At 58.3% G+C, this 23558-nt stretch carries 25 protein-coding genes; 15 read left to right on the top strand and 10 right to left on the bottom strand.

Translation table 11 applies throughout. The features are described from left to right. Nucleotides 1–32: 32 nt before the first annotated feature. Entirely contained in the window at nt 33–1376 is a 1344-nt protein-coding gene (gdhA, locus tag DVA43_RS08420) for an NADP-specific glutamate dehydrogenase (protein ID WP_114315256.1), read from the bottom strand. 238 nt (nt 1377–1614) lie between these two features. On the opposite strand from gdhA, the gene DVA43_RS08415 reads away from it, so the two are divergent. Next, entirely contained in the window at nt 1615–1890 is a 276-nt protein-coding gene (locus DVA43_RS08415; protein WP_114315255.1) for a YnjH family protein, read from the top strand. On the opposite strand, the gene DVA43_RS08410 is transcribed toward DVA43_RS08415, so the two are convergent. Next, nucleotides 1850–2266 (bottom strand): pyrimidine (deoxy)nucleoside triphosphate diphosphatase, encoded by a 417-nt coding sequence (locus DVA43_RS08410; RefSeq protein WP_114315254.1) that lies wholly within the window; start codon nt 2264–2266, stop codon nt 1850–1852. The two genes, DVA43_RS08415 and DVA43_RS08410, sit on opposite strands and share 41 nt — an antisense overlap. 138 nt (nt 2267–2404) lie before the next feature. On the opposite strand from DVA43_RS08410, the gene DVA43_RS08405 reads away from it, so the two are divergent. Further along, the gene (locus DVA43_RS08405) at nt 2405–2905 is read left to right on the top strand and encodes a carboxymuconolactone decarboxylase family protein (protein ID WP_114317100.1); all 501 of its coding nucleotides are present in this window, start codon (nt 2405–2407) and stop codon (nt 2903–2905) included. Continuing rightward, on the top strand, nt 2898–3530 hold the full coding sequence (locus tag DVA43_RS08400) for a CDP-alcohol phosphatidyltransferase family protein (RefSeq protein ID WP_114315253.1): 633 nt from the start codon (nt 2898–2900) through the stop codon (nt 3528–3530). The genes DVA43_RS08405 and DVA43_RS08400 overlap by 8 nt, the downstream gene beginning before the upstream one ends. On the opposite strand, the gene DVA43_RS08395 is transcribed toward DVA43_RS08400, so the two are convergent. The 6 genes from DVA43_RS08395 to xthA all read right to left on the bottom strand — a co-directional run bounded on the left by DVA43_RS08395 (nt 3522) and on the right by xthA (nt 9738). Then, nucleotides 3522–4829, bottom strand: coding sequence for a sulfurtransferase (locus DVA43_RS08395; protein WP_114315252.1), 1308 nt, complete (start codon nt 4827–4829; stop codon nt 3522–3524). The genes DVA43_RS08400 and DVA43_RS08395 overlap by 9 nt on opposite strands. Before the next feature lie 87 nt (nt 4830–4916). Next, nucleotides 4917–5549 (bottom strand): ATP-binding cassette domain-containing protein, encoded by a 633-nt coding sequence (locus DVA43_RS08390; protein WP_114315251.1) that lies wholly within the window; start codon nt 5547–5549, stop codon nt 4917–4919. Continuing rightward, nucleotides 5549–7084, bottom strand: a complete 1536-nt coding sequence (locus DVA43_RS08385) for a thiamine ABC transporter permease (RefSeq protein WP_114315250.1) — start codon at nt 7082–7084, stop codon at nt 5549–5551. The genes DVA43_RS08390 and DVA43_RS08385 overlap by 1 nt, the downstream gene beginning before the upstream one ends. Next, on the bottom strand, nt 7057–8220 hold the full coding sequence (locus DVA43_RS08380) for an ABC transporter substrate-binding protein (protein WP_371414032.1): 1164 nt from the start codon (nt 8218–8220) through the stop codon (nt 7057–7059). The genes DVA43_RS08385 and DVA43_RS08380 overlap by 28 nt, the downstream gene beginning before the upstream one ends. 21 nt (nt 8221–8241) lie before the next feature. Continuing rightward, nucleotides 8242–8928, bottom strand: coding sequence for a TVP38/TMEM64 family protein (locus DVA43_RS08375; protein WP_114315248.1), 687 nt, complete (start codon nt 8926–8928; stop codon nt 8242–8244). Further along, nucleotides 8929–9738, bottom strand: coding sequence for an exodeoxyribonuclease III (xthA, locus tag DVA43_RS08370; protein WP_114315247.1), 810 nt, complete (start codon nt 9736–9738; stop codon nt 8929–8931). It lies immediately after the preceding gene. Between the two features lie 444 nt (nt 9739–10182). Between xthA and DVA43_RS08365 the strand changes: the two genes are divergently transcribed. The 7 genes from DVA43_RS08365 to ves all read left to right on the top strand — a co-directional run bounded on the left by DVA43_RS08365 (nt 10183) and on the right by ves (nt 17887). Continuing rightward, on the top strand, nt 10183–11403 hold the full coding sequence (locus tag DVA43_RS08365) for an aspartate aminotransferase family protein (protein WP_103179275.1): 1221 nt from the start codon (nt 10183–10185) through the stop codon (nt 11401–11403). Beyond that, the gene (gene astA, locus DVA43_RS08360; RefSeq protein ID WP_114315246.1) at nt 11400–12434 is read left to right on the top strand and encodes an arginine N-succinyltransferase; all 1035 of its coding nucleotides are present in this window, start codon (nt 11400–11402) and stop codon (nt 12432–12434) included. The genes DVA43_RS08365 and astA overlap by 4 nt, the downstream gene beginning before the upstream one ends. Beyond that, nucleotides 12431–13918 (top strand): succinylglutamate-semialdehyde dehydrogenase, encoded by a 1488-nt coding sequence (astD, locus tag DVA43_RS08355; RefSeq protein ID WP_114315245.1) that lies wholly within the window; start codon nt 12431–12433, stop codon nt 13916–13918. The genes astA and astD overlap by 4 nt, the downstream gene beginning before the upstream one ends. Next, nucleotides 13905–15230 carry an N-succinylarginine dihydrolase gene (gene astB, locus DVA43_RS08350; RefSeq protein WP_114315244.1) on the top strand — a complete coding sequence of 442 codons (1326 nt, stop codon included), beginning with the start codon at nt 13905–13907 and terminating at the stop codon, nt 15228–15230. Before astD ends, astB begins: the two co-directional genes overlap by 14 nt. A gap of 10 nt (nt 15231–15240) precedes the next feature. Next, nucleotides 15241–16206, top strand: a complete 966-nt coding sequence (gene astE, locus DVA43_RS08345) for a succinylglutamate desuccinylase (RefSeq protein WP_114315243.1) — start codon at nt 15241–15243, stop codon at nt 16204–16206. 338 nt (nt 16207–16544) lie between these two features. Further along, nucleotides 16545–17036 carry an ATP-independent periplasmic protein-refolding chaperone Spy gene (gene spy / locus DVA43_RS08340; RefSeq protein ID WP_103823832.1) on the top strand — a complete coding sequence of 164 codons (492 nt, stop codon included), beginning with the start codon at nt 16545–16547 and terminating at the stop codon, nt 17034–17036. Nucleotides 17037–17329: 293 nt separating this feature from the next. Further along, nucleotides 17330–17887 carry an environmental stress-induced protein Ves gene (gene ves, locus DVA43_RS08335; protein ID WP_114315242.1) on the top strand — a complete coding sequence of 186 codons (558 nt, stop codon included), beginning with the start codon at nt 17330–17332 and terminating at the stop codon, nt 17885–17887. On the opposite strand, the gene cho is transcribed toward ves, so the two are convergent. Continuing rightward, nucleotides 17856–18743: an excinuclease Cho gene (gene cho / locus DVA43_RS08330; RefSeq protein ID WP_103823834.1), complete on the bottom strand. Its 888-nt coding sequence runs from the start codon at nt 18741–18743 to the stop codon at nt 17856–17858. The genes ves and cho overlap by 32 nt on opposite strands. 85 nt (nt 18744–18828) lie before the next feature. Continuing rightward, a complete protein-coding gene (gene nadE, locus DVA43_RS08325; protein ID WP_114315241.1) occupies nt 18829–19656 on the bottom strand; it encodes an ammonia-dependent NAD(+) synthetase in 828 nt (275 codons plus the stop codon). Between the two features lie 231 nt (nt 19657–19887). Between nadE and osmE the strand changes: the two genes are divergently transcribed. From osmE to chbR, 5 genes are all read left to right on the top strand, one after another. Continuing rightward, on the top strand, nt 19888–20229 hold the full coding sequence (osmE, locus tag DVA43_RS08320) for an osmotically-inducible lipoprotein OsmE (protein ID WP_103179284.1): 342 nt from the start codon (nt 19888–19890) through the stop codon (nt 20227–20229). A gap of 272 nt (nt 20230–20501) precedes the next feature. Next, nucleotides 20502–20819, top strand: coding sequence for a PTS N,N'-diacetylchitobiose transporter subunit IIB (gene chbB, locus DVA43_RS08315; RefSeq protein WP_103823836.1), 318 nt, complete (start codon nt 20502–20504; stop codon nt 20817–20819). Nucleotides 20820–20903: 84 nt separating this feature from the next. Further along, nucleotides 20904–22262, top strand: coding sequence for a PTS N,N'-diacetylchitobiose transporter subunit IIC (gene chbC, locus DVA43_RS08310; RefSeq protein WP_114315240.1), 1359 nt, complete (start codon nt 20904–20906; stop codon nt 22260–22262). A gap of 45 nt (nt 22263–22307) precedes the next feature. After that, on the top strand, nt 22308–22661 hold the full coding sequence (gene chbA, locus DVA43_RS08305) for a PTS N,N'-diacetylchitobiose transporter subunit IIA (protein WP_114315239.1): 354 nt from the start codon (nt 22308–22310) through the stop codon (nt 22659–22661). Between the two features lie 28 nt (nt 22662–22689). Then, nucleotides 22690–23508, top strand: a complete 819-nt coding sequence (gene chbR / locus DVA43_RS08300; RefSeq protein WP_114315238.1) for a transcriptional regulator ChbR — start codon at nt 22690–22692, stop codon at nt 23506–23508. Nucleotides 23509–23558: the final 50 nt, after the last annotated feature.

The following is a 23558-nucleotide window of genomic DNA, read 5'->3' as shown; positions in this document are numbered from 1 at the left end:
GTAAGGCGTAGTCGCCACCCGGCGCAACAGAATCAGATCACACCCTGACCCATCATCGCATCGGCGACTTTCACGAACCCGGCGATGTTCGCCCCGCGAACGTAGTTGGTCTGCTTCTCTTCCCCGCCGTATTCGACGCAGGCGTGGTGAATATCCAGCATGATGTGGTGCAGACGCGCATCCACTTTCTCCGCCTTCCAGCCCATGCGTGCGGCATTTTGCGCCATTTCGAGGCCAGAGGTCGCCACGCCGCCCGCGTTAGCCGCTTTACCCGGGGCGAACAGTACGCCCGCTTCCAGGAACAGGTCGGTGGCTTCAATGGTGGTGGGCATGTTGGCCCCTTCAGCTACCGCTTTCACGCCGTTGGCGATCAGCTGGCGCGCCGCCTCGACGTCCAGCTCGTTCTGGGTGGCGCACGGCAGGGCGATATCCACCGGCACCGACCACGGCTGTTTGCCTTCAAGGTAGGTCAGACCGAATTCACGGGCATAGTCGGCCACGCGACCGTCGCGGCTGGCTTTGATTTCGCACAGGCGCGCCAGTTTTTCGGTTGTGAAGCCCGCTTCATCCACCACGGTGCCGCTGGAGTCAGAGGCGGTGATGACGCGTGCGCCGAACTGCATCGCTTTTTCGATAGCGTACTGTGCCACGTTGCCAGAGCCGGATACGGCGACACGCATGCCCTCAAAGCTCATCCCATGACGCTTCAGCATCGCTTCAGTGAAATAGACCAGACCGTAACCGGTGGCTTCCGGGCGGATCAGGCTGCCGCCGAAGGAGAGGCCTTTCCCGGTAAAGACGCAGGCGCTGTTGTTGGAGAGTTTTTTCATCATCCCGGCCATAAAGCCCACTTCGCGTCCGCCAACCCCGATATCGCCAGCCGGGACGTCGGTATCGGCGCCCAGGTGACGATAGAGTTCCGTCATCAGCGCCTGGCAGAAACGCATCACTTCGCCTTCGCTTTTGCCTTTTGGATCAAAATCGCTGCCGCCTTTGCCGCCGCCCATCGGCAGAGTGGTGAGGGCATTTTTAAAGGTCTGTTCAAAGCCGAGGAACTTCAGGATCGACAGGTTTACCGACGGATGGAAACGCATGCCCCCCCTGAACGGGCCGATCGCCGAGTTGAACTGTACGCGCCAGGCACGATTCACCTGCACCTGGTTACGGTCATCAACCCAGACCACACGGAACTGAATCACGCGCTCGGGTTCTACCAGGCGCTCAAGCAGGGACATCTGACGGTAGCGGGGGTTTTGTTCCAGGAATGGCCAGAGAGTGGTCATCACTTCACGGACTGCCTGAGCAAATTCGCTCTGATGCGGGTCACGCTGCTGAACACGATTCAGAAAGGAGTCAAGGGAGCAAGCCTGGTCCATAACTATAAGTTCCTCTAATATATTGGGATTATTTAATTTGTAACAAATATCTTCGTGATGTTGTGTTTTTCGACTATACCACCCGACAGGCTTTGTGACGCAAGCTAAATTTCGTCCTCAAGTTAAATTCATTAAACGCGCCGGGTCATAATAAAAAACGATGACCGAGGGGGGATTAAAGCTCCGCGCTGTTTTTACCGTTATAGTGAATATCAGAACATAACAGGAAGAAGCGTCGATGAAGCGTATTGTGATGGCTGTTTTGCTTGGGGTTTTCGCGGCTGGCAGTCAGGCCGACCAGCGGTTTGGAACCGGGGTGGATGTGAATATCCCGCCGGAGATCTTTAGCTCCAGCGGTCAGCGTCCACCGCCGTGTAACCAGTGCTGCATCTATCAGGATCAGAACTATTCAGAAGGGGCGGTGGTAAAAGCGGAGGGAGTGCTGTTGCAGTGCCAGCGCGATCAGCACGCCATCAGCACCAATCCTCTGGTCTGGCGTCGCGTAAGAGAATAAAGGCTTCCAGCAGGGGAATGTCCGCCGGGGCGAGATCGTAGCCCAGCGCCTCGCGCGGAGAGCACCACACCAGCTGGCTGTGGTAGTGCGTTTCGGGCGTGCCGGTAAACGCCGGGACGTGCCAGGCGTGCAGGTTAATCAGCCGCCGGGACACTTCACGCTGGTGGCTGGCGATATAATTTGCGGGGCAGGCCTCAATGCCCAGCTCTTCGCGCAGCTCACGCACCAGGGCATCGGGCTGGGTTTCCCCCGCCTCCACTTTCCCCCCGGCAAACTCCCACAGACCGGGCTGATCCGCATGTAGCGGGCGTTGCGCCAGTAAAATTTTGCCATCCCGTTCGAGAATAGCGCAGACAACATCGAGTGTTTTTAGCATGGTCGTCAATAATGAATAAAAGAAAAAGAGTTAGGATCTGCGCACTTAACACGCCAGGAGCATCCTGTGAACGAGAGACCACCCGTCTGGGTTAAACCCATCGAATCCATTCCCACCATTCTAACGCCTGTCGCGGCAATGCAGAAAAAACATTATGGCGCAGTGCTTAATCCGCTGCGCTGGTGGGGAAGAATGCCCCGGCTGTTCTGGCTGGTGGCGCTGTTTGTAGGCTTTCTGGAACGCAAAAAATCGCCCCTTGAGCCGGTGCTGCGTTCGCTGCTGATGACCCGCGTCTCGCAAATTTGCCACTGCGCCTTCTGCATCGATGCCAACGCCCTGCGCCTGGCGGAACGCAGCGGCGGGCTGGATAAGGTGCAGGCCGTCGCGACATGGCGCGACAGCAGCCTGTTCAGCGAAGAAGAGCGCGCCGCGCTGGCCTATGCGGAAGCCGTTACCGCCACGCCGCCGGTGGTGGATGAGGACACCAAAGTGGCGCTGCGCAAGTACTTCAATGACGAGGCGATTACCGAGATGACGGCGCTGATTGGTTTTCAAAATTTATCCGCCCGCTTTAACGCGGCGCTGGATATCCCCTCCCAGGGGTTATGCGCGATGAGAGGAGAAAAAACCGATGCTTGACCGTCACCTTCATCCACGCATCAAGCCGCTACTCAACCGGCTGGTCGCAACCCTGGATAAACCGGGTATCACCCCGGATGGTATTACGCTGATCGGCTTTGCCATCGGGGTACTGGCGCTGCCGTTTCTGGCGCTGGGCTGGTACCTGGCGGCGCTGGTGGCTATTCTGCTGAACCGCTTGCTCGATGGGCTGGACGGCGCGCTGGCCCGGCGGCGCGGGCTGAGCGATGCCGGAGGCTTTCTCGATATCTCCCTCGACTTCCTCTTCTATGCCCTGGTGCCCTTTGGCTTTGCCCTGGCGGATCCGGTTAACAATGCGTTGCCAGCCGCCTGGCTGCTGTTTGCCTTTATCGGCACCGGGAGCAGTTTTCTGGCGTTTGCCGCTCTGGCCGCGAAGCACGAGATAGACAATCCAGGCTATGCCCACAAGTCGTTTTACTATCTGGGTGGCCTGACGGAGGGGACGGAAACGCTGCTGCTGTTCGTGCTCTTTTGCCTGTTCCCGGCGCATTTCGGGTGGCTGGCGTGGGTGTTTGGCGCGTTGTGCTGGCTTACCACCACAACGCGTATCTGGAGCGGGTATCTGACGCTGAAGGAGGTTCAGCGCCAGCCGGGATCAGAGTGAACTGTCTGGCCCGCGTTCACCGCTCACCACCGGGTTCTGCGGGTTGCTGCTCCACTCATACCAGCCGCCGTCATAGACACCGACATGTTTCCAGCCCATCGCCCGGGCATACATAAAGGTTTCTGATGCCCGCCAGCCGGTGCCGCAGTAAAAGGCCACCTGCTGATCCGGCAGAATGTTCCACTGCTTCCACATCCCGGCGATATCATCCGCGCTGCGCATGGTGCCGTCCGGGTTATGGAAATCCTCCATATGGGTCGAGTCGCTTCCGGCGTGGCCCCAGCGGGCGCCCTGGATTTCACCTTTGGGTTTAATGTAGCTGTAGCCGCTGGTGACACCGGTAAACTCCGGCCACGAGCGAACGCTCACCAGCGAAGCGTCCTGACGATGCAGCAGGCCGCGGGCCTGTTCGGTGCTCAGCATCAGCTGCGGCTGACCGGGGATCGGCGCGCCAAAATCGGCAGCCGGTTTGACCTTGTCGGGCGTTCCGCGCTCGACCGGCAGCTTCGCGTCATCCCACGCTTTCCAGCCGCCGTCCAGCAGGCGTACATCTTTCACGCCGGCATACAGCATGATCTGCGCCACGCGCGCGGCGGCGTAGACATCGCGTCCGTAGAGGATCACCGTGGTGTCATGGCGGATGCCGTGTTTCGCCAGCATCGCCTTCAGATCGGCGTCAGAGACCTTGTTCCACAGCGGCTCGCTTTCCACTTCGTTGGTATCGATATAGTCCGCACCGGGAATGTGGCTCAGAAGGTAAAGTTTCGGCGCACCCCAGGCGGCCTCAATCACTTTCCACTCGCCAGCAGGGGCGGCAGGGACCGGTTTTCCCTGCTGGAGCTGATGCAGCCACTGGGGATAGACCAGCTGTTCGAAATGGGCGAGACGCTGCAGGCGAGACGGGGTTTGCAGTGCATCACCGAGAAGGGTGATGTTGCTGAAGCCCGCTTCAGTCAGCCGCGCCTTCACGGCCTGGTTATCGCTGTCGCTGCCATATAACGCGATGGGGGTGGCCAGCGTCAGTTGATGCCGCATGGCCCAGGCTTTCAGCTGCGCCTCGGTCATGGCACCCAGCCAGCTGGCAGAGAGGTTAAGGGCCGAAGGTTCATGGCCGGATGGGCCGTTCAGCGTCTGGGGCCAGCCGTTGTAAAAGGCGCTGATGCGGGTATCGATCACCGCGCCTTTCTGCTGCTGAAGCTCTGCAAGTGTGAGGGAGGGCGCCATATCAGCGGCAAAAGAAAAGAAAGAGGCGAGACCTAACGCGGCGGTCAGCGCGGTCAGTTGAGAAACACGTTTCATCGAAATGCCCGTCGTAAGAAAAAAGAGCGGTGATTGTGGCAATCCTCCCGACAAAAAACGTTGCGTTTGCGCAGGTTGCCATGGGATTCATCGCCAGTTTTCCATCGCCAGCACCCGACCCTCTGCGGGAATATCCTCTTCATCGTGGGTCACCTGAACGACGGGAATTCGCCGGGCGCGCACTTCGGCAAAGACCCAGCGGCGAAACTGGTCGCGCAGCGTTTTATCCAGTCGGCTAAAGGGTTCATCAAGCAGCAGCGCCTGGGGCCGGGCCAGCAGCGCGCGCAGCAGGCTGACCCGGGCGCGCTGCCCGCCGGACAGCGTGGCGGGATCGCGCTGAAAGAAACCGGGCAAATCGACGGCATCCAGCGCCGCGATTACCTGCTGTTTACGCTGCTCCCCTTTGATGGACGCCGGAAGCGCCAGCAGCAAATTCTGTCCGACGCTGAAATGATCAAAAAGCAGTGCATCCTGAAACAGCAGACCCAGCCCGCACTGTTCGGTGGGCAGTGTGTCGCAGCGCCGGGCGTTGATCCACAGCTCCCCTTCGGCGCGAAAATCTGCGGGCAGGGCGCCCACCATCCAGGCAAACAGCGACGATTTGCCGCTGCCGGAAGGGCCCATCAGGGTGAGAATTTCGCCGGGCACCACCGAAAAACTGACGTTGTGCAGCAGCGCCGTCTGGCGCAGAGAGAGCGAAACATCCTTGACCACAAGCATTAACGTAACCCTTGTCGAAAACGGCCAACCAGCCGGGAAAGCAAAATGCAGGCGGCGAAAACCAGCATCGGCAGCAGCAGTTGCCAGAGCGCCTGGGCTGCCAACACCGCGCTACTGCCGCCGCTGCTGAGCGCCACCGCGTCGGTGGTGAGGGTGGCAAACCGTCCGCTCCCCAGCCACAGGGTGGGCAGATACTGCGCCACGCTGACGGAAAAGCCGACGGCAAACGCCGTCAGTGCCGGGCGGATCATCTGCGGGCATTTGATCAGCCAGAAAATTTTAAGCGATCCCCAGCCGAGGGTGCGGGCTGTCAGGATCATACGCGGATCGAGCCTGCGCCAGGCCGGTTGCATCACCAGCAGCATCCACGGCAGCACCCACAACAAATGTCCCCACAGCACGGCGACAAACTGCCCGTCCAGCTGCAACAGCAGCGCCAGCCTGTACTGCCCGGCCACCAGCGGCAGGGCGGGAAGGGCCAGCGGCAGCCAGACCCAGAAGCCTCCGCGCTGTGGTCCCCACTCCAGCCAGAGGAGGATCATCCCCAGCGCTATCCCCGCTGAGAGCAGCCCCAGCGTCAGGCTCATCCCGGCCGTCTCCCGCGAAACACTGGCATTGCCCGCGACCAGAACCAGCACCGCGATGCTGGCGATCCCGGCAAGGGGGAGCAGCAGGCCGCAGGCTCGCCCCAGAAGCAGCGGACGCGGCATCGGGCGCTCCCCGGAGATGGCCGGAATAGTGGTGCGCCAGCGCCGCCAGCTGATAAATATCGCGATGGCAATCAGCTCCAGCAGCAGAAGCAGGATCACGCATACCAGCATCCCCTTCGCCTGCTGGACGCTGTCCCCCTGCGTCAGCCACTGCCACGCCAGCACTGCCAGGGTGGGGGGATTACCCGGCCCGAGGATCAGGGCCACATCCACCACCGACAGCGACCAGGCGATCACCGCCAGCATCACCGCCCCCAGCGCAGGCGCAATGGCGGGCAGGATCAGCCAGCGCAGCGCCTGCCAGCGTCCGTAACCCAGCGATCGCAGGATCGTCACCTTTTGCGCCAGCTCTTTTTCCGGCAGCGAGGCGTAAATCGCCCAGACCACAAAGGCGCTCTCCTTGACGGCAAGGGTCAGCCCCAGGCCGATCCCGTAGCGATCCACTATCGGTGAACAGAGAGAACAGAGGCGATAGAGTTCTCCCCCTTCGGCAAATATCAGCAGCACGCTGACGGCAAACGCCACGTGCGGGATCGCCAGCAGCCACGGCAGGTGGTTGCACAGGCGTCGCCAGCGGCTGCCAGGCCACAGCGCGGCCACCACCGCCAGGGCCAGTATCAGCGCCCCGGCGGCGGCAATCAGGGTGGAAACCAGAGTGGCGGCCAGCGCCTGCGGGATCTGCGGATCGGCAGCCAGCGCCCGCCAGTTCTCAAGGGAGAAAATCGGGGGTAGCAGCAGGCCGAAGGCGGGCAGTAACGGCAGGTACACCGCCGCCATCAGCAGCCAGGCAAGCCCGCTTAGTGGGTGCCGTAACGACGCAGCCATTCCTGCTCCAGCGCATTCACCCAGGCGGCATGTGGTTCAGCGAGCGTTGGCGGAAGCTCAGCCGGCATAAACTGGCGCAATTTATCCGCCGCTGCCGCCGGGAGTTTTTGTGGATCCAGCACAGTGGGATCGCCCCAGTTAGCCGGGTCCGCCTTGCGGATCTGTGCCTGCGGCGAGAGCAAGAAATTCGCGACGACTTTCGCCCCCGCGCTGGCGGAGGCGTTGGCCGGGATCGCCACAAAGTGTACGTTGCCGATCATCCCCTGCTGAAAACCAAAGCTGTAGCTGTCTGCGGGCAGCGCTTTGCTGGCCACTTTCTGCCGGGCGTGGGCCGGGTTAAAGGTGATCGACAGGTTTAAATTGCCGCTGGCCAGCAGGGCATCCATCCGCGCCGGTGAAGGCGGGAAGTCTTTGCCCTCGCGCCACAGATAAGGATGTAGCTTATCCAGCCAGGCCCACAGCGGCGCGGTCACCCGGGCAAAGGTGGCGCTGTCCGGCGGCTGTTTCAGCGCCTCCGGCTGGGTGGTTTGCGTCAGCAGCAGCTGTTCCAGAAACGCGGTGCCGGTAAAGTCGGGCGGGCGCGGATAGGTGATGGTGCCGGGATGTTGCGTGGCGTATGTCAGTAGCGCCTGCGGGTCGGCCAGCGGTTGCGGCAGGCTCTTGCGGCTGGCGATAAAGGTCAGCTGGGCGCTGCCCCACGGAGACTCGGCTCCCTCGGTCGGGATGGCAAAATCTTCGGTGACTGGTTTCGTGGTATCCACATAGCGCCAGTTAGGGAGCATTTGCGCCCAGCCGGTCTGCAACAGCCCGGCGGTTTTGAGGGTGCGGAAGTTCTCGCCGTTGACCCACAGCAGATCCACCGAACCGTTGGTTTTACGCCCGGCGCTGGCCTCGGTCTGAATGCGCTTCACCGCGTCGGCAGCATCCGCCAGACGGACAATCTTCAGGTTTATGGCGTAATGGCTTTTCATCTCCCCGCTCACCCAGTCCAGGTAGCGGTTCACCGCCTCATCGCCGCCCCAGGCGTTAAACCAGACGGTCTGGCCGCGGGCATCCTCTTTGATTTTCTGCCAGCCGTCATCGGCCAGCGCGTATCCTGCCATCAGCAGGCCCGTTAACAACATGCAAAAACGCACACGGCGCATAGTGCCTCTCTGTTATGAAGAAGTGCGGGAAAAGCGGGCGAACAGCCAGCGGGTGGTAAGCGGCAGCAGCCCCAGTAGCGTAAAGGCAATGACCACGCCGGGTGAAAGGATATCACGCAGCGCGGCGATCTGCCCCAGCTGGTGTCCGGCATTAAGGTAGACGATTGCCCCTGGCAGCATGCCGAGCTGACTGACCCACCAGTAGCGCCACAATCCGATCGGGGCGATTCCGGCTAGCAGGTTGACCATAAAGAACGGAAACAGCGGCATCAGGCGCAGGGCAAAGAGGTAGAACGCCCCGTCCCGCGAGACACCGTCGTTAACCGTGCGCATTGGCCCGGCAAAACGGCGCTGCACCCAGTCCCGCAGCAGGTAGCGGCTGCTCAGCATCGCCAGCGTGGCCCCCAGCGTCGAGGCGAATGACACCAGCACAATTCCCGGCCACAGGCCAAACAGCGCCCCGCCGAGCAGGGTCAACACCGCAGCGCCCGGCAGCGACAGGGTAGTGACCAGCACATAGAGAATAAAAAAGAGGGCGGCGCTTTGCAGCGGGGCCTGCTGGCAGTATTGCTGCAGGGCCTGATGCTGCGCCTGAAGGTTTTCCAGCGTCAGCATTCCGGGCGGCAGTAGCTTAAAGAGAAGGGTAAAAGCGCCCAGAAGGGCGCAAATAAGCAGAACTTTACCGCGACGTACAGCCATTTACTTCACGTCGAAGGTCGCCCAGACCGGGGCATGGTCGGACGGTTTTTCCATGCTGCGGATCTCGTAGTCGATCCCGGTTTCGATGCAGCGCTCCGCCAGCGGATTGCTTGCCAGCAGCAGATCGATGCGCAGGCCGCGGTTATCGTCAAAGCCCTTAGAGCGGTAATCGAACCATGAGAAGCGATCCTGGGTCTCCGGGTTGGCGTGGCGGAAGGTATCCACCAGACCCCAATCCATCAGACGGGCCATCCACTCGCGCTCCTCCGGCAGGAAGGAGCACTTCCCGGCGCGCAGCCAGCGCTTGCGGCTCTCTTCACCGATGCCGATATCCAGATCGGTGTGGCTGATATTCATGTCGCCCATGATCAGCACCGGATCGTCTTTCTTCAGCTCGGTTTCGAGGAAGGACTGAAGGTCCTGGTAGAACTTCTCTTTGGCCGGGAATTTCAGCGGATGGTCACGGCTCTCGCCCTGCGGGAAGTAACCATTGATGACAGTGATGTTGCCAAGCGGTGTGGGTATTTCCGCCATGATGATGCGGCGCTGGGAATCTTCACCGTCTCCCGGGAAGCCGCGTCGCACCGAGACTGGTGTCTCTTTGGTGAGCAGCGCCACGCCGTAATGACCTTTTTGACCGTGATAGAAGACGTTGTAACCCAGTTTTGCCACCTCTTCGAGGGGGAACATATCGTCGTGAACTTTTGTCTCCTGCAGGCCAATGACGTCAGGCTGATGTTTTTCGACGATGGCCTGCAGTTGATGAGGACGGGCGCGCAGGCCGTTGATATTAAAAGAGACAAATTTCATAGTCGCTGCCAGTGCAAGGTGAATAGTGCAAGGATGGTAGCAGAATTTCATCCCGCTGACTGCCGCCGCTGCGTATGTTCCACCCATTACTGCAACAGACCCTGCCGATAGTGCAATTTCTGCACCGTTCTGGCGCGTTACGCCCTCCGATGGCGCGTAAAAGGTATACAAATTTCGCGAGCGATCACAATTCCAGAATTATATTTGGCCTATGCATAATATTTCTGTTTTTCCTTCGGTAAAGCTGCGCTTGTTGTAAAAATATTCACTTTTTATGCAATAACAGTGAATAACTCCATGTTGTAACCTGTTGATATTTCGTTACCCCCTCCCGTTTATGCATTTTTATCGCTGGCTGGCACGAACGCTGCAATCTACATTCACAGGGCAAACACATAAATATTTAACATTTTATCAACCTTTTATTTACCGGATGAGGTCGCTATGTCTCTGTCAATTACGCGTGAAAACTTTGATGAATGGATGATGCCGGTTTACGCCCCGGCGGCTTTTATTCCGGTACGGGGAGAGGGCTCGCGCCTGTGGGATCAGCAGGGTAAAGAGTATATCGACTTTGCTGGGGGCATTGCGGTTAACGCCCTGGGACATGCTCATCCGGCGCTGCGTCAGGCGCTGAACGACCAGGCGGCGAAGTTCTGGCACACCGGGAATGGCTATACCAACGAGCCCGCGCTGCGCCTGGCGAAAAAACTGATCGACGCCACCTTCGCCGAAAAAGTGTTCTTCTGTAACTCAGGGGCCGAAGCTAACGAAGCCGCGCTGAAGCTGGCGCGTAAATATGCACACGACAATTTTGGCAGCCACAAAAGCGGCATCGTCGCCTTCAAAAATGCCTTCCACGGCCGCACCCTGTTTACCGTCAGCGCGGGCGGTCAGCCTTCCTATTCGCAGGATTTTGCGCCGCTGCCGCCGGATATCCGCCACGCGGTCTATAACGATCTGCAGTCTGCCAGCGAGCTGATTGATGAGTCCACCTGCGCGGTGATCGTCGAGCCGATGCAGGGCGAAGGCGGCGTTGTGCCTGCCGATAAAGCGTTCCTGCAGGGGCTGCGCGAGCTGTGCGATCGCCACAACGCGGTGCTGATTTTCGATGAAGTCCAGACCGGCGTCGGGCGTACCGGTGAGCTCTATGCCTATATGCACTACGGCGTGACGCCGGATGTGCTCTCCACCGCCAAAGCGCTGGGCGGCGGCTTCCCGGTCGGGGCAATGCTCACCACCGATAAATTTGCCCGGGTGATGACCGTCGGCACCCACGGCACCACCTACGGCGGCAACCCGCTGGCATCGGCGGTGGCAGGTCAGGTGCTGGATATCATCAACACGCCGGAAGTGCTGAACGGCGTGAAGCAGCGTCACGACTGGTTTGTTGAGCGTCTTCAGGCCATCAACAGCAAAACCGGCCTGTTTAAAGAGATTCGCGGGCTGGGGCTGCTGATTGGCTGCGTGCTCACGGATGAATTCGCCGGAAAAGCTAAACTCATTTCACAGGAAGCGGCAAAAGCGGGCGTGATGGTGTTGATCGCCGGGGCTAACGTGGTGCGCTTCGCGCCTGCGCTGGTTGTCAGCGAAGAAGAGGTGCGGACCGGGTTAGATCGCTTTGCGCTGGCCTGCGAACAGGTGAAGTCCGGGGTGTCATCATGATGGTCATCCGTCCCATTGAGCGCGGGGATTTATCCGCCCTCATGCAGCTTGCCGGTAAGACGGGAGGCGGGCTGACCTCGCTTCCCGTTGACGAAAACACGCTCTCGGCGCGCATTGAGCGCTCCATTGAGACCTGGCAACGGACGCTGCCGAAAGGCGAACAGGGCTACGTGTTTGTGCTGGAAGATACCGTTACCGGCACCGTGGCGGGGATCTGCGCCATTGAGGTGGCGGTGGGTCTGAACGATCCCTGGTATAACTACCGTGTGGGCACTCTGGTGCATGCCTCGAAAGAGCTGAACGTCTACAACGCGCTGCCCACGCTGTTTCTCAGTAACGATCACACCGGCAGCAGCGAGCTGTGCTCGCTGTTTCTCGACCCGGAGTGGCGCAAAGAGGGCAACGGCTATCTGCTCTCCAAATCGCGCTTTCTGTTTATGGCCGCTTTCCGCGATCGCTTTAACGAAAAAGTGGTGGCCGAGATGCGCGGCGTGATCGACGAAACCGGCTTCTCGCCGTTCTGGAAAAGCCTGGGCGAGCGCTTCTTCTCCATGGAGTTCAGCAAGGCGGACTACCTGTGCGGCACCGGGCAGAAAGCTTTTATCGCCGAGCTGATGCCAAAACATCCTATCTATACCCATTTCCTCAGCCCCGAGGCGCAGGCGGTAATTGGCGAGGTCCATCCGCACACCGCTCCGGCGCGGGCGGTGCTGGAAAAAGAGGGCTTCCGCTACCGGAACTATGTCGACATTTTCGACGGCGGCCCGACGCTGGAGTGTGATATCGACCGGGTGCGGGCGATCCGCAAAAGCCGTCTGGTGGAGGTGGCCGAGGGGCAGCCCGCGCCGGGTGAGTTTCCGGCCTGCCTGGTGGCGAACGAACAATATGACAGCTATCGCGCCACGCTGATCCGCGTGGACCCCGAATGTGAACGTCTGGTGCTGACCGCAGCGCAACTGGATGCCCTGAAATGTTGCGCTGGCGATCGTATTCGCATGGTGCGTCTGTGCCCCGAGGAGAAAACGGTATGAACTTATGGATTAACGGTGACTGGGTAACCGGCGAAGGTGAACTTCGCAGCAAACATAACCCGGTGGGGCAGGAGAGATTATGGCAGGGGGCGGATGCCAGCCCCGGGCAGGTTGAGCAGGCGTGCCGTGCCGCGCGCGCCGCGTTCCCCGGCTGGGCGAAGCTGCCGTTCAGCGCTCGCCAGGCGATCGTGGAGAAATTTGCCACCCTGCTGGAGGCCAATAAACAGGAGCTGACCAGCATTATTGCCCGCGAAACCGGCAAACCGCGCTGGGAGGCGGCGACCGAAATTACCGCGATGATCAACAAGGTCGCCATTTCGGTGAAGGCCTACCACACCCGTACCGGCGAGCAGCGCACCGAGATGGCGGACGGGGCCGCCACGCTGCGCCACCGTCCGCACGGCGTGCTGGCGGTGTTCGGCCCCTATAACTTCCCCGGCCACCTGCCGAACGGCCACATCGTGCCCGCCCTGCTGGCGGGTAACACGGTGATCTTCAAGCCGAGCGAGCTGACGCCCTGGAGCGGCGAGACGGTGGTCAAACTGTGGGAGCAGGCCGGGCTGCCGCCGGGTGTGCTTAATCTCGTCCAGGGCGGGCGCGAAACCGGTCAGACGCTGAGTGCACTGAGCGACATTGACGGGCTGCTCTTTACCGGCAGCGCCGGCACCGGCTATCAGCTCCACCGCCAGCTGGCCGGGCAGCCGGAAAAAATTCTCGCCCTTGAGATGGGCGGTAACAATGCCCTGATCGTTGATGACCCGGCGGATATTGATGCCGCGGTCCACCTGACTATCCAGTCAGCCTTTATCACCGCCGGACAGCGCTGCACCTGCGCTCGTCGGCTGCTGGTGAAACGCGGCGCTGAAGGGGATGCTTTCCTGGCCCGTCTGGTTGAGGTGAGTGGGCGGCTGCTGCCGGGCGAGTGGGATGCCAGCGAGCAGCCGTTTATCGGCGGGCTGATTTCCGAACAGGCGGCAAAAAATGTCTACCACGCCTGGCGGGAACATGTCGCCCGCGGCGGCCAGTCGCTGCTGGAGCCGCGGCTGGTGAAGGCGGGAACCTCTTTATTAACCCCGGCAATCGTCGAGATGACTGGCGTGAGCGGTGTGCCGGACGAAGAGGTCTTTGGTCCGCTGCTCTGCGTCTGGCGCTATGACGATTTTGACCAGGCCATCGCGATGGCAAACGCCACACGCTACGGCCTGTCGTGCGGGCTCATCTCCCCGGAACGCGAGAAATTTGACCAGCTGCTGCTGGAGGCACGCGCCGGGATCGTCAACTGGAATAAACCTCTGACCGGCGCGGCCAGTACCGCTCCGTTTGGCGGGGTGGGCGCCTCCGGTAACCATCGTGCCAGCGCCTGGTATGCGGCGGATTACTGCGCCTGGCCGATGGCGAGCCTGGAGACACCGGCCATCGTCCTGCCGGAGCAGCTGAATCCGGGCCTCGATTTTACACGGGAGAAGCGTCATGAAAGCGCGTGAAGTTAACTTCGACGGGCTGGTGGGGTTAACCCACCACTATGCCGGGCTGTCTTTCGGCAATGAGGCCTCTACAAAACACCGTTTTCAGATTTCCAACCCGCGGCTGGCGGCAAAGCAGGGGTTGTTAAAAATGAAGGCGCTGGCGGATGCGGGTTTTCCTCAGGCGGTGATCCCGCCGCAGGAGCGGCCTAACGTCGCCGTCCTGCGCCAGCTCGGGTTTACCGGCAGCGACGAGCAGGTGGTGGAGAAAGCGGGCACCCAAATGCCGCAGCTGCTCTCTGCCGCCAGTTCGGCCTCCTCCATGTGGGTCGCCAACGCCGCGACGGTGGCCCCCTCCGCAGATACCCTCGACGGAAAAGTGCATCTGACGGTGGCGAACCTGAACAACAAGTTCCACCGCGCCAGTGAAGCTGGCACTACGGAACAGGTGCTGCGGGCTATTTTCCGCGATGAGTCCCGGTTCAGTGTCCATACAGCGCTGCCGCAGGTGGCGATGTTCGGCGACGAAGGGGCGGCTAACCATAACCGTCTTGGCGGCGATTATGGCGAGCCGGGCCTGCAGCTGTTTGTCTATGGCCGTGACGAGGGGACTGGTCCCGCGCCTGCCCGTTACCCGGCCCGTCAGACTCTGGCCGCAAGCCAGGCCGTTGCCCGCCTGAATCAGGTCAATCCGGGCCAGCTGATGTTTGCCCAGCAAAACCCGCTGGTGATCGACCAGGGGGTGTTCCATAACGACGTGATTGCGGTCTCGAATCGCCAGGTGCTGTTCTGCCACGAGCAGGCGTTTGTTCACCAGTCAGCGCTGCTGCACGCCCTTGGCGATCGCGTGCCCGGATTTATGCCGATTGAGGTGCCGACGGAAGCCGTTTCGGTGCAGGATGCGGTGGCAACCTATCTCTTTAACAGCCAACTGCTGAGCCGTGACGACGGCAGCATGATGCTGGTGCTACCCCAGGAGTCGCAGAACCATCCTGGCGTCTGGCGCTATCTGAATCAGCTGGTGGCAGAGGATAACCCTATCAGCGAGCTGCGGGTGTTCGATCTGCGCGAAAGCATGGCCAACGGCGGCGGTCCAGCCTGTCTGCGCCTGCGCGTGGTGCTCACTCCTGAGGAGCAGCGGGCGGTCAATCCGGCGGTAATGATGAACGAGACCCTGTTCAACACGCTTAACGACTGGGTGGATCGCTACTATCGCGATCGATTGACCCAGGCCGACCTGATCGATCCGCAGCTTTTACGAGAAGGGCGCGAGGCGCTGGATGCCCTGACCCGCATTCTGCAACTGGGCTCCGTCTATCCGTTCCAGCAATAAAGGAGGCGTGATGGAAAACTTTCTGGCGCTGACCATGGCCAATGAAACGCCCGCCCGACGGGAAGGCAAAGGGGCTTCGTTTCACTGGCGCTGGCTGGCACGCGGCGTGCTGGAGCTTATCCCGGAGGCAGCCAGCGAGCGAGCCCTGGTGCTCTCTGCCGGGATACACGGCAACGAAACGGCGCCGGTGGAAATTGTCGACCTGCTGGTCATGGCGTTGTTTCGCGGCGAGCTGACGCTGCGCTGCCGCCTGCTTGTCATCTATGGCAATCCACCTGCGCTGAGGGCGGGTAAGCGCTACCTGACCTGCGATATCAATCGCCTGTTCAGCGGGCGCGGAACGCAGTTCCCGGCCTGCGAGGAGACCGAACGGGCGGCGCTGCTGGAGGCGCGGGTAGAGGCGTTTTATCACCAGGCCGGGCCCGATCGCTGGCATCTGGATCTGCATACCGCTATTCGCGCCTCGTATCATGAGCGCTTTGGCGTGCTGCCCCAGCGCAGTCAGCCCTGGGATGAGGCGTTTATTCAGTGGCTCGGCGATGCCGGGCTGGAAGCGCTGGTCTTTCATCAGGCCCCGGGGGGTACCTTCACCCACTTCAGCTGTGAGCGCTTTGGCGCCCTGGCCTGTACGCTGGAACTGGGCAAAGCGCTGCCGTTCGGCCATAACGATCTGACCCGCTTCGCCACGACTCATCGGGCGCTGTATGCCCTGTTGAGCGGTGAGGCGCCAGAGCAGCATGTTGATCCTGTCGAGCAGTACCGGGTGGTGCAGCAGATCACCCGCCGCAGCGAGGCCTTTGTGCTGCATATGGCCGCGCATACCCTGAACTTTACCCCGTTCCGTCAGGGCGTTTTACTGGCGGAGGACGGGGAGGAGCGCTATGAAGTACAAAAGCCGACCGAGTATGTTCTCTTCCCCAATCCGGCGGTGGCGTTTGGCTTACGCGCCGGACTGATGCTGGAAAAAATCCCCTGATAAGTCACAGCCCCGAAAAGCGTAACGCGGCGGGGCTGTTTATTTTCTGATTCAGTTCTTCTGTCTCGCTGTTTATTGCAGATTATTCCTGGTTGTTTGCTTTATTATTAATCTGTTTGTCGGTATACTTCTCCACAATCTCTTTAAAATCATCTTCATGCATATTTTTGTTTCAACTCTCCATGCTTTATCCTTATTTTCTCCATATTTGACGATAATTTGTTTTTTACACTTTCACTGTTTTACCGTTGCTCTGACTAATTGACGATAAACCCCGTAAAGTTAATCTCGTCAACACGGCATAGCGCCGAAGAATAACTGAAAGGAAGGACAAAATTATGCGTAAATTAACTGCACTGTTTGTTGCCTCTACCCTGGCTCTGGGCGCTACCAGCGCAGCGTTCGCCGCTGATACCGCCACCACTACCACGGCTGCACCGACCGAAGGCAAAATGATGCATCACAAAGGTAAGCCGGGCATGCATCACGACATGATGTTTAAAGACCTGAACCTGACGGATGCGCAGAAAGAGCAGATCCGCGACATCATGAAAAGCCAGCGTGACCAGATGAAGCGTCCGCCGGTAGAGGAGCGCCGCGCAATGCATGACATCATCGCCAGCGACTCCTTCGATAAAGCGAAGGCCGAAGCGCAGGTTGATAAGATGGCCGAGCAGCATAAAGCCCGCATGCTGGCGCACATGGAAACCCAGAACAAGATTTACAACATCCTTACCCCGGAACAGAAAAAGCAGTTTAATGCCAATTTTGAGAAGCGTCTGACAGAACGTTCCGCGGCGAAAGGTAAAATGACCACCTCAGCCGAATAATCGGTTCAGCTATTCAAGACCGCCGGAGTCTTGTCCACGCAAGCAAATTTGCTGTGGGCAGGTCCGGCGGTTTTTTCTTTTCCAGCCTCTTGCCAGCCGCCGCCATCCCGGTATTCTCCTGTTATCGATTTGCAGAATGTGTTTGAAATTTCTGACGTTACTTTTTTCGTCGTCAGACTAAGGCCCACCCGCACATCTGCCGATACTGATCTGCAGCGACCTAACGATAACAAACAATAAGCGACCGCCCTGGGCGGGATGCTCTGGCGCGTATTGCGCCATTTGGAGTGGTGATGGAATTCTTCGATATCCGCAAAATGCCGATCAACCTCTGGCGCAACGGCGCGGGAGAGACGCGCGAAATATGTTGTTTCCCTCCTGCAACCCGGGACTTTAACTGGCGCGCCAGTATTGCCTCCCTTGCCAGCAACGGGGATTTTTCTATTTCCCCCGGTGTTGATCGGGTGATCACCCTGCTGGAAGGGGGAGAAGTGCATCTGGATGGTGGAAATGCGTTTACTCACACGCTGCGACGTCATCAACCCTTCAGCTTTGCCGGCGAACTGCCGGTCAAGGCGCAGCTGCTGGAAGGGCAGATGTCGATGGACTTTAACATCATGACCCGCCGGGATTGCTGTCGGGCTAAGGTGCGGGTGGCGGACCGCACCTTCACGACATTCGCGTCACGCGGCGGCGTGGTGTTTGTGCTGAGCGGCGCCTGGCAGCTCGGCGAAAAGCTGCTGACCGCCGATCAGGGCGCGTACTGGCATGAGGGCGACCATACCCTGCGATTGCTTAAGGACGAGGGCACCCTGCTGTTCAGCGAGATTTTCTGGCTTCCAGGCCACTGAGCGGAATGATCTCATACTTGCCCGCCAGCAGCGGCTTGCAGAGTATTTTATACCCATCCTGATCAAAACCGGCGGGCGTGCGCAGCAGTTCCGCCGCCTCGTCCAGGCTTTCCACCGCGCCCAGCCAGAGCCAGTTATGGATAATGTGATAGTGAGTCATCTCCGGGCGCGACTCTTTCAGCGCCACGGCGCAGTCCCACGGCCAGCAGGTGACGCCTATCGCCTGCAACCCCTCAACCAGCCGCTGCTGATGCTCTTCCACGCTCTCTTTCCCGCAGCACGCCCCTGCACAGCGCTTCAGGGCGGAGCGGAAACAGGCCCGCCCACGGCTTAACGACTCCAGCCCGAGCAGGCCGTAACAGAGCTGTCGCTCGTCGGCCAGCGTCTGTAAGGTTTGCAGCGCCGCCCGGCGGTTGGCGAACAGGCCATACAGGTTCGGGGTATGGGAGAAATCGACTTCCCGGGCATACACAATCTGCGGTTTGCCCTCAGCGATCTGCAGCGAGCAGAGCTGGCGATTGCGGCGTAATCGTTTATTGAACAGCGGCTGCTGCTCCTTGATTAAACGCGCTTCCAGCAGCAGGGCGCCCAGCTCGCCCGCGGTTTGTGTCCAGGTGATACGCCGGGACTGGCGCAGCATAGCGGCCTCGTCCGGCGTGCGCAGATGCGAAAGCACCCGGCTGCGGATATTGACGCTTTTGCCGATATAAAGCGGCATGGCATCGCTTTCGCCATGAAAGAAGTAGACGCCTGGCTGCTTGGGGAGTGCCTCAAGCCACGGGCGCAGATGTTCGGGATATTCATAGATTGCTGCCGCTTCGAATTCAAGCCGCGGTGCCGATTGACGCCTGCTCACAACATACTCCTGATACTGTTCAGGCATACAGTGTAGCAGCAGTGGTGTGGTTAAAAAAGAGGCGGCATAAGCCGCCTCGTCAGAATTACGCTTTCCAGAAGTCGTCGAACACCGTGATCGGCGGGCGACGTTTGTGCTCGGTCTTCAGATACCAGCCCTCAATAATGCGGGCGGTGGCCTCATCCAGCGTCTTGCCTTCCAGATAATCGTCAATGTTTTCATAGGTCACACCCAGCGCGGCTTCATCCGGCAGGGAAGGGCGATCGTCTTCCAGATCTGCGGTAGGGGCTTTCTTGTACAGATGCTCCGGGCAGCCCAGCGCGGCCAGCAGCTGTTTGCCCTGGCGCTTGTTGAGACGGAACAGCGGGTTAATGTCGGTACCGCCATCGCCATATTTGGTGAAGAAGCCGGTCAGGGCTTCTGCCGCATGGTCTGTCCCCACTACTACGCCGCTGGTCATCCCGGCGATGCTGTACTGCGCCTTCATGCGCTCGCGAGCCTTTTCGTTGCCGCGGACGAAATCGCTCAGCTCAATGCCCGCATCGCGCAGCGCTTTTTCGCTGGCCAGCACCGCTTCTTTAATATTGACGGTCAGCACGCGATCGGGCTGGATGAACGCGATGGCATCCTGACAATCCTGCTCGTCGAACTGCACACCGTAGGGCAGGCGTACCGCGATAAACTGCAGGTCGTTATTCCCCGTTTCGGCACGCAGTTCGCTGATCGCCATCTGGGCGAGCTTCCCGGCAAGCGTAGAGTCCTGACCGCCGCTGATGCCCAGCACCAGCGTTTTCAGGAACGGGAACCGGGTTAAGTAGGATTTCAAAAAATCGACGCTACGGCGAATCTCTTCTTCCGCATTGATGGTGGGTTTAGCACCCAGTGCCTGGATAATCTCTTGTTGCAGAGCCATCTAGCCCCTCCGTTACACAAATTTGCCTGATGAATGTACTGTTAAAGCTAACCCGTCATGGGGAAAACGACAAGGATCACAAATTTGAATGGAGCGAAATAGAGCGATTTAGCAGGTTATCTTTGTTTTGCAGGAATTTTCCGAAAAAACTTTGCCGTCACGCTTGAGGTTGAAAAATGTAGTTTTCTATTCCAGGCTTACTTAACACGCTGATAAACAAGAGGACGGAATATGAACAAGAACGTAGCAGGAATGTTAGGCGCAGCGGCTGTACTGACTTTACTGGCGGGCTGTACCGCTTATGACCGCACAACCGATCAGTTTAAAGAGCCTGTGGTCAAAGATGTTAAAAAAGGGATGAGCCGCGCTCAGGTAGAGCAGCTGGCTGGTAAGCCATCATCTGAAGTGACGATGATCCACGCTCGCGGTACCTGCCAGACCTATATCCTGGGTCAACGGGATGGTAAAACCGAAACCTATTTTGTTGCATTAGATGACACAGGTCACGTTATGAACTCTGGCTACCAGACCTGCGCGGAATATGACACCGATCCGCAGGCACCTAAAGCCTGATAACACTTTCCCTGAGCAGACCCAAACCGGCCAACTGGCCGGTTTTTCTTTATTCCCCTCCCTAATCTTAATTCTTATCGCGAATTATTTGCCCGAAATGTGAAGGTTGTCATAACTGCAGGTCAATGAGAGACAATTCTAAAACTTCCTGGATTACCACTGACATTTCCCTTGCCGTATACTCATCCCATCAGACCAGCCTGCGAGAAGGACGCCCGGTAAGGGTGCTGATGTCGCAGCTAACGCGGTGGCCATATAAGAGGGAAGTCATTATGGAAAAGAAACATATCTATCTGTTTTGCTCAGCGGGCATGTCAACGTCACTGCTGGTGTCAAAGATGCGTGCGCAGGCCGAGAAGTACGAAGTCCCGGTAATCATTGAAGCCTTCCCGGAAACGCTGGCAGGCGAAAAAGGCACCAGTGCCGATGTAGTGCTACTGGGGCCGCAAATTGCCTATATGCTGCCAGAAATTCAACGTCTGTTACCAAATAAACCGGTTGAAGTGATCGACTCTGCGCTGTACGGCAAAGTGGATGGTTTGGGTGTTCTTAAAGCTGCTGTAGCAGCGATTAAAAAAGCTGCTAATTAATTTAATTTTTTATTTTTCCCGTCAAAGAGCAATTTCACACACACTTACGCCGCAATATTATTGCGGCATTTAAGGGCATTTTCTATGAGTAGATTTATTGCTGCGCTTGAAAAGGTACTCCTTCCTTTTGCAGTTAAAATAGGAAAGCAACCGCATGTCAACGCTATTAAAAACGGCTTTATTAAATTAATGCCGTTAACACTGGCTGGGGCCATGTTCGTTTTAATTAACAACGTTTTTCTTAGCTTCGGTGATGGTTCATTTTTCTATTCATTAGGCGTTGGTTTAGATCCCTCAACTATTGAAACGTTAAATGGTTTCAAGGCCATCGGCGGCAATGTGTACAACGGTACGCTGGGTATTATGTCGCTGATGGCACCTTTCTTTATCGGGATGGCGCTGGCAGAAGAGCGTAAAGTCGACTCGCTGGCCGCCGGTTTATTATCTGTCGCGGCCTTTATGACCGTCACCCCTTATAGCGTCGGTGAAGCCTATGCAGTAGGCGCTAACTGGCTGGGAGGGGCGAACATCATTTCCGGTATTGTGATCGGTCTGGTCGTGGCGGAAATGTTTACCTTTATTATTCGTCGCAACTGGGTGATCCGCTTACCGGACAGCGTTCCGGCATCGGTATCACGCTCCTTCTCGGCGCTGATCCCGGGCTTCATTATTCTCTCCATCATGGGAACCATCGCCTGGGCACTCTCTAACTGGGGCACCAATTTCCACCAGATCATCATGGACACCATCTCTACACCGCTGGCATCCATGGGTGGCGTGGTAGGCTGGGCTTACGTGATTTTCACCTCCCTGCTGTGGTTCTTCGGTGTTCACGGTTCTCTGGCGCTGGCTGCGCTGGACAGCGGCATCATGACCCCATGGGCGCTGGAAAACGTGGCGCTCTACCAGCAGTACGGCTCTGTGGACGCAGCGCTGGCGGCCGGTAAGACCTTCCACGTGTGGGCGAAACCGATGCTCGATTCCTACATCTTCCTGGGCGGTACCGGGGCGACACTGGGTCTGATTATCGCGGTGTTTATCACCTCCCGTCGTGCGGATTACCGTCAGGTGGCGAAGCTGGCCCTGCCATCAGGCATCTTCCAGATTAACGAGCCCATCCTGTTCGGTCTGCCGATTATCATGAACCCGGTGATGTTCATTCCGTTCATCCTGGTGCAGCCGCTGCTGGCCGCCATTACCCTGACGGCTTACTACATGGGCATTATCCCGCCGGTTACGAACATTGCACCCTGGACAATGCCAGCCGGTCTGGGCGCCTTCTTCAACACCAACGGCAGCGTAGCGGCCTTCCTGCTGGCGATATTTAACCTGGGCGTGGCAACCCTGCTCTATATGCCGTTTGTCGCCATCGCTAACAAGGCCCAGACCACCATTGATGAAGAAGAGAGCGAAGAGGATATCGCCCTCGCCCTGAAATTCTGATGTCGTATGACGCGGGGCGACCCGCGTCAGTACAGGAGAGAAAACATGTTTGATTTAGATAATGTGGTAGCAGAAGCGGAAGAGGTCGTAGAGAACGATCTTGAAGAAGTGGTGATGGGACTTATCATCAACTCCGGTCAGGCCCGCAGCCTGGCGTACGCAGCGCTGAAAAAAGCCAAGCAGGGCGATTTCGCCACCGCCAATGAGATGATGGCTCAGTCGCGCACCGCGCTCAATGAAGCGCACCTGGTGCAAACAAAACTGATCGAAAGCGATCAGGGTGAAGGTAAGATGAAGGTCAGCCTGGTGCTGGTACACGCCCAGGACCATCTGATGACCTCCATGCTGGCGCGTGAGCTGGTGGCGGAACTCATCGAACTTCACGAGAAAATGCAGTAAGTCAGTCTGATAGCAGGAGGTCAGCGCCATGGAAATCACTACCGCCCGGGAACAACAGCTGTTTAATGGTAAAAATTTTCATGTGTTTATCTACAACAAGGTGGAGAGCATCAGCGGTCTGCATCAGCATGACTACTATGAGTTCACCATTGTGCTGACCGGCCGCTATTTCCAGGAGATCAACGGCAAGCGGGTGCTGCTGGAGCGTGGGGATTTTGTTTTTATCCCGATGGGTTCTCACCATCAGAGCTTTTACGATTTTGGCGCCACGCGCATTCTTAACGTCGGCATCAGTAAACGCTTCTTCGAAACCCACTATTCGCCGCTGCTGCCGTTCTGCTTTGTTGCATCGCAGGTTTATCACGTTAAAAGTGAATTCCTGAACTGGATCGACACCGTTATTGCCTCGCTCAACTTCCGCGATAATGAATTTGACGAATTCATTGAAACGGTAACCTTCTACGTTGTTAACCGCTTACGCCACTATCGCGAAGAGCAGCAGGCATCAGACGATATTCCACAATGGCTGCGCACCACCGTTGAAATGATGCACGACAAACTGCGTTTTGGGGAAAACGCGCTGGAGAATATGGTGGCGCTGTCGGGTAAATCCCAGGAATACCTGACCCGTGCCACCCAGCGTTATTATCAGAAAACGCCGATGCAGATTATTAATGAAATACGGATCAATTTCGCCAGAAAACAGCTGGAAATCACCAATTATTCGGTGACGGATATTGCTTATGAATCCGGTTATAGCAGTCCGAGTCTGTTTATTAAAACCTTTAAGAAATTGACCTCATTTACACCTAACAGCTACCGGAAAAACCTCACAGTTATTAATTAACGTCCGGCGGTATTACTGCCGGGAATATCGATTAACAGACTTGCCCAATA

This window comes from Leclercia sp. W6 (assembly GCF_003336345.1).
GTDB lineage: Bacteria > Pseudomonadota > Gammaproteobacteria > Enterobacterales > Enterobacteriaceae > Enterobacter.
This window is presented reverse-complemented; position numbering and strand designations above follow the sequence as displayed.

Coding starts and splice junctions, on each gene's coding strand:
- gdhA (WP_114315256.1), bottom strand. CDS start 1,376: ATGGACCAGGCTTGCTCCCTTGACTCCTTTCTGAATCGTGTTCAGCAG.
- DVA43_RS08415 (WP_114315255.1), top strand. CDS start 1,615: ATGAAGCGTATTGTGATGGCTGTTTTGCTTGGGGTTTTCGCGGCTGGC.
- DVA43_RS08410 (WP_114315254.1), bottom strand. CDS start 2,266: ATGCTAAAAACACTCGATGTTGTCTGCGCTATTCTCGAACGGGATGGC.
- DVA43_RS08405 (WP_114317100.1), top strand. CDS start 2,405: ATGCAGAAAAAACATTATGGCGCAGTGCTTAATCCGCTGCGCTGGTGG.
- DVA43_RS08400 (WP_114315253.1), top strand. CDS start 2,898: ATGCTTGACCGTCACCTTCATCCACGCATCAAGCCGCTACTCAACCGG.
- DVA43_RS08395 (WP_114315252.1), bottom strand. CDS start 4,829: ATGAAACGTGTTTCTCAACTGACCGCGCTGACCGCCGCGTTAGGTCTC.
- DVA43_RS08390 (WP_114315251.1), bottom strand. CDS start 5,549: ATGCTTGTGGTCAAGGATGTTTCGCTCTCTCTGCGCCAGACGGCGCTG.
- DVA43_RS08385 (WP_114315250.1), bottom strand. CDS start 7,084: ATGGCTGCGTCGTTACGGCACCCACTAAGCGGGCTTGCCTGGCTGCTG.
- DVA43_RS08375 (WP_114315248.1), bottom strand. CDS start 8,928: ATGGCTGTACGTCGCGGTAAAGTTCTGCTTATTTGCGCCCTTCTGGGC.
- xthA (WP_114315247.1), bottom strand. CDS start 9,738: ATGAAATTTGTCTCTTTTAATATCAACGGCCTGCGCGCCCGTCCTCAT.
- DVA43_RS08365 (WP_103179275.1), top strand. CDS start 10,183: ATGTCTCTGTCAATTACGCGTGAAAACTTTGATGAATGGATGATGCCG.
- astA (WP_114315246.1), top strand. CDS start 11,400: ATGATGGTCATCCGTCCCATTGAGCGCGGGGATTTATCCGCCCTCATG.
- astD (WP_114315245.1), top strand. CDS start 12,431: ATGAACTTATGGATTAACGGTGACTGGGTAACCGGCGAAGGTGAACTT.
- astB (WP_114315244.1), top strand. CDS start 13,905: ATGAAAGCGCGTGAAGTTAACTTCGACGGGCTGGTGGGGTTAACCCAC.
- astE (WP_114315243.1), top strand. CDS start 15,241: ATGGAAAACTTTCTGGCGCTGACCATGGCCAATGAAACGCCCGCCCGA.
- spy (WP_103823832.1), top strand. CDS start 16,545: ATGCGTAAATTAACTGCACTGTTTGTTGCCTCTACCCTGGCTCTGGGC.
- ves (WP_114315242.1), top strand. CDS start 17,330: ATGGAATTCTTCGATATCCGCAAAATGCCGATCAACCTCTGGCGCAAC.
- nadE (WP_114315241.1), bottom strand. CDS start 19,656: ATGGCTCTGCAACAAGAGATTATCCAGGCACTGGGTGCTAAACCCACC.
- osmE (WP_103179284.1), top strand. CDS start 19,888: ATGAACAAGAACGTAGCAGGAATGTTAGGCGCAGCGGCTGTACTGACT.
- chbB (WP_103823836.1), top strand. CDS start 20,502: ATGGAAAAGAAACATATCTATCTGTTTTGCTCAGCGGGCATGTCAACG.
- chbC (WP_114315240.1), top strand. CDS start 20,904: ATGAGTAGATTTATTGCTGCGCTTGAAAAGGTACTCCTTCCTTTTGCA.
- chbA (WP_114315239.1), top strand. CDS start 22,308: ATGTTTGATTTAGATAATGTGGTAGCAGAAGCGGAAGAGGTCGTAGAG.
- chbR (WP_114315238.1), top strand. CDS start 22,690: ATGGAAATCACTACCGCCCGGGAACAACAGCTGTTTAATGGTAAAAAT.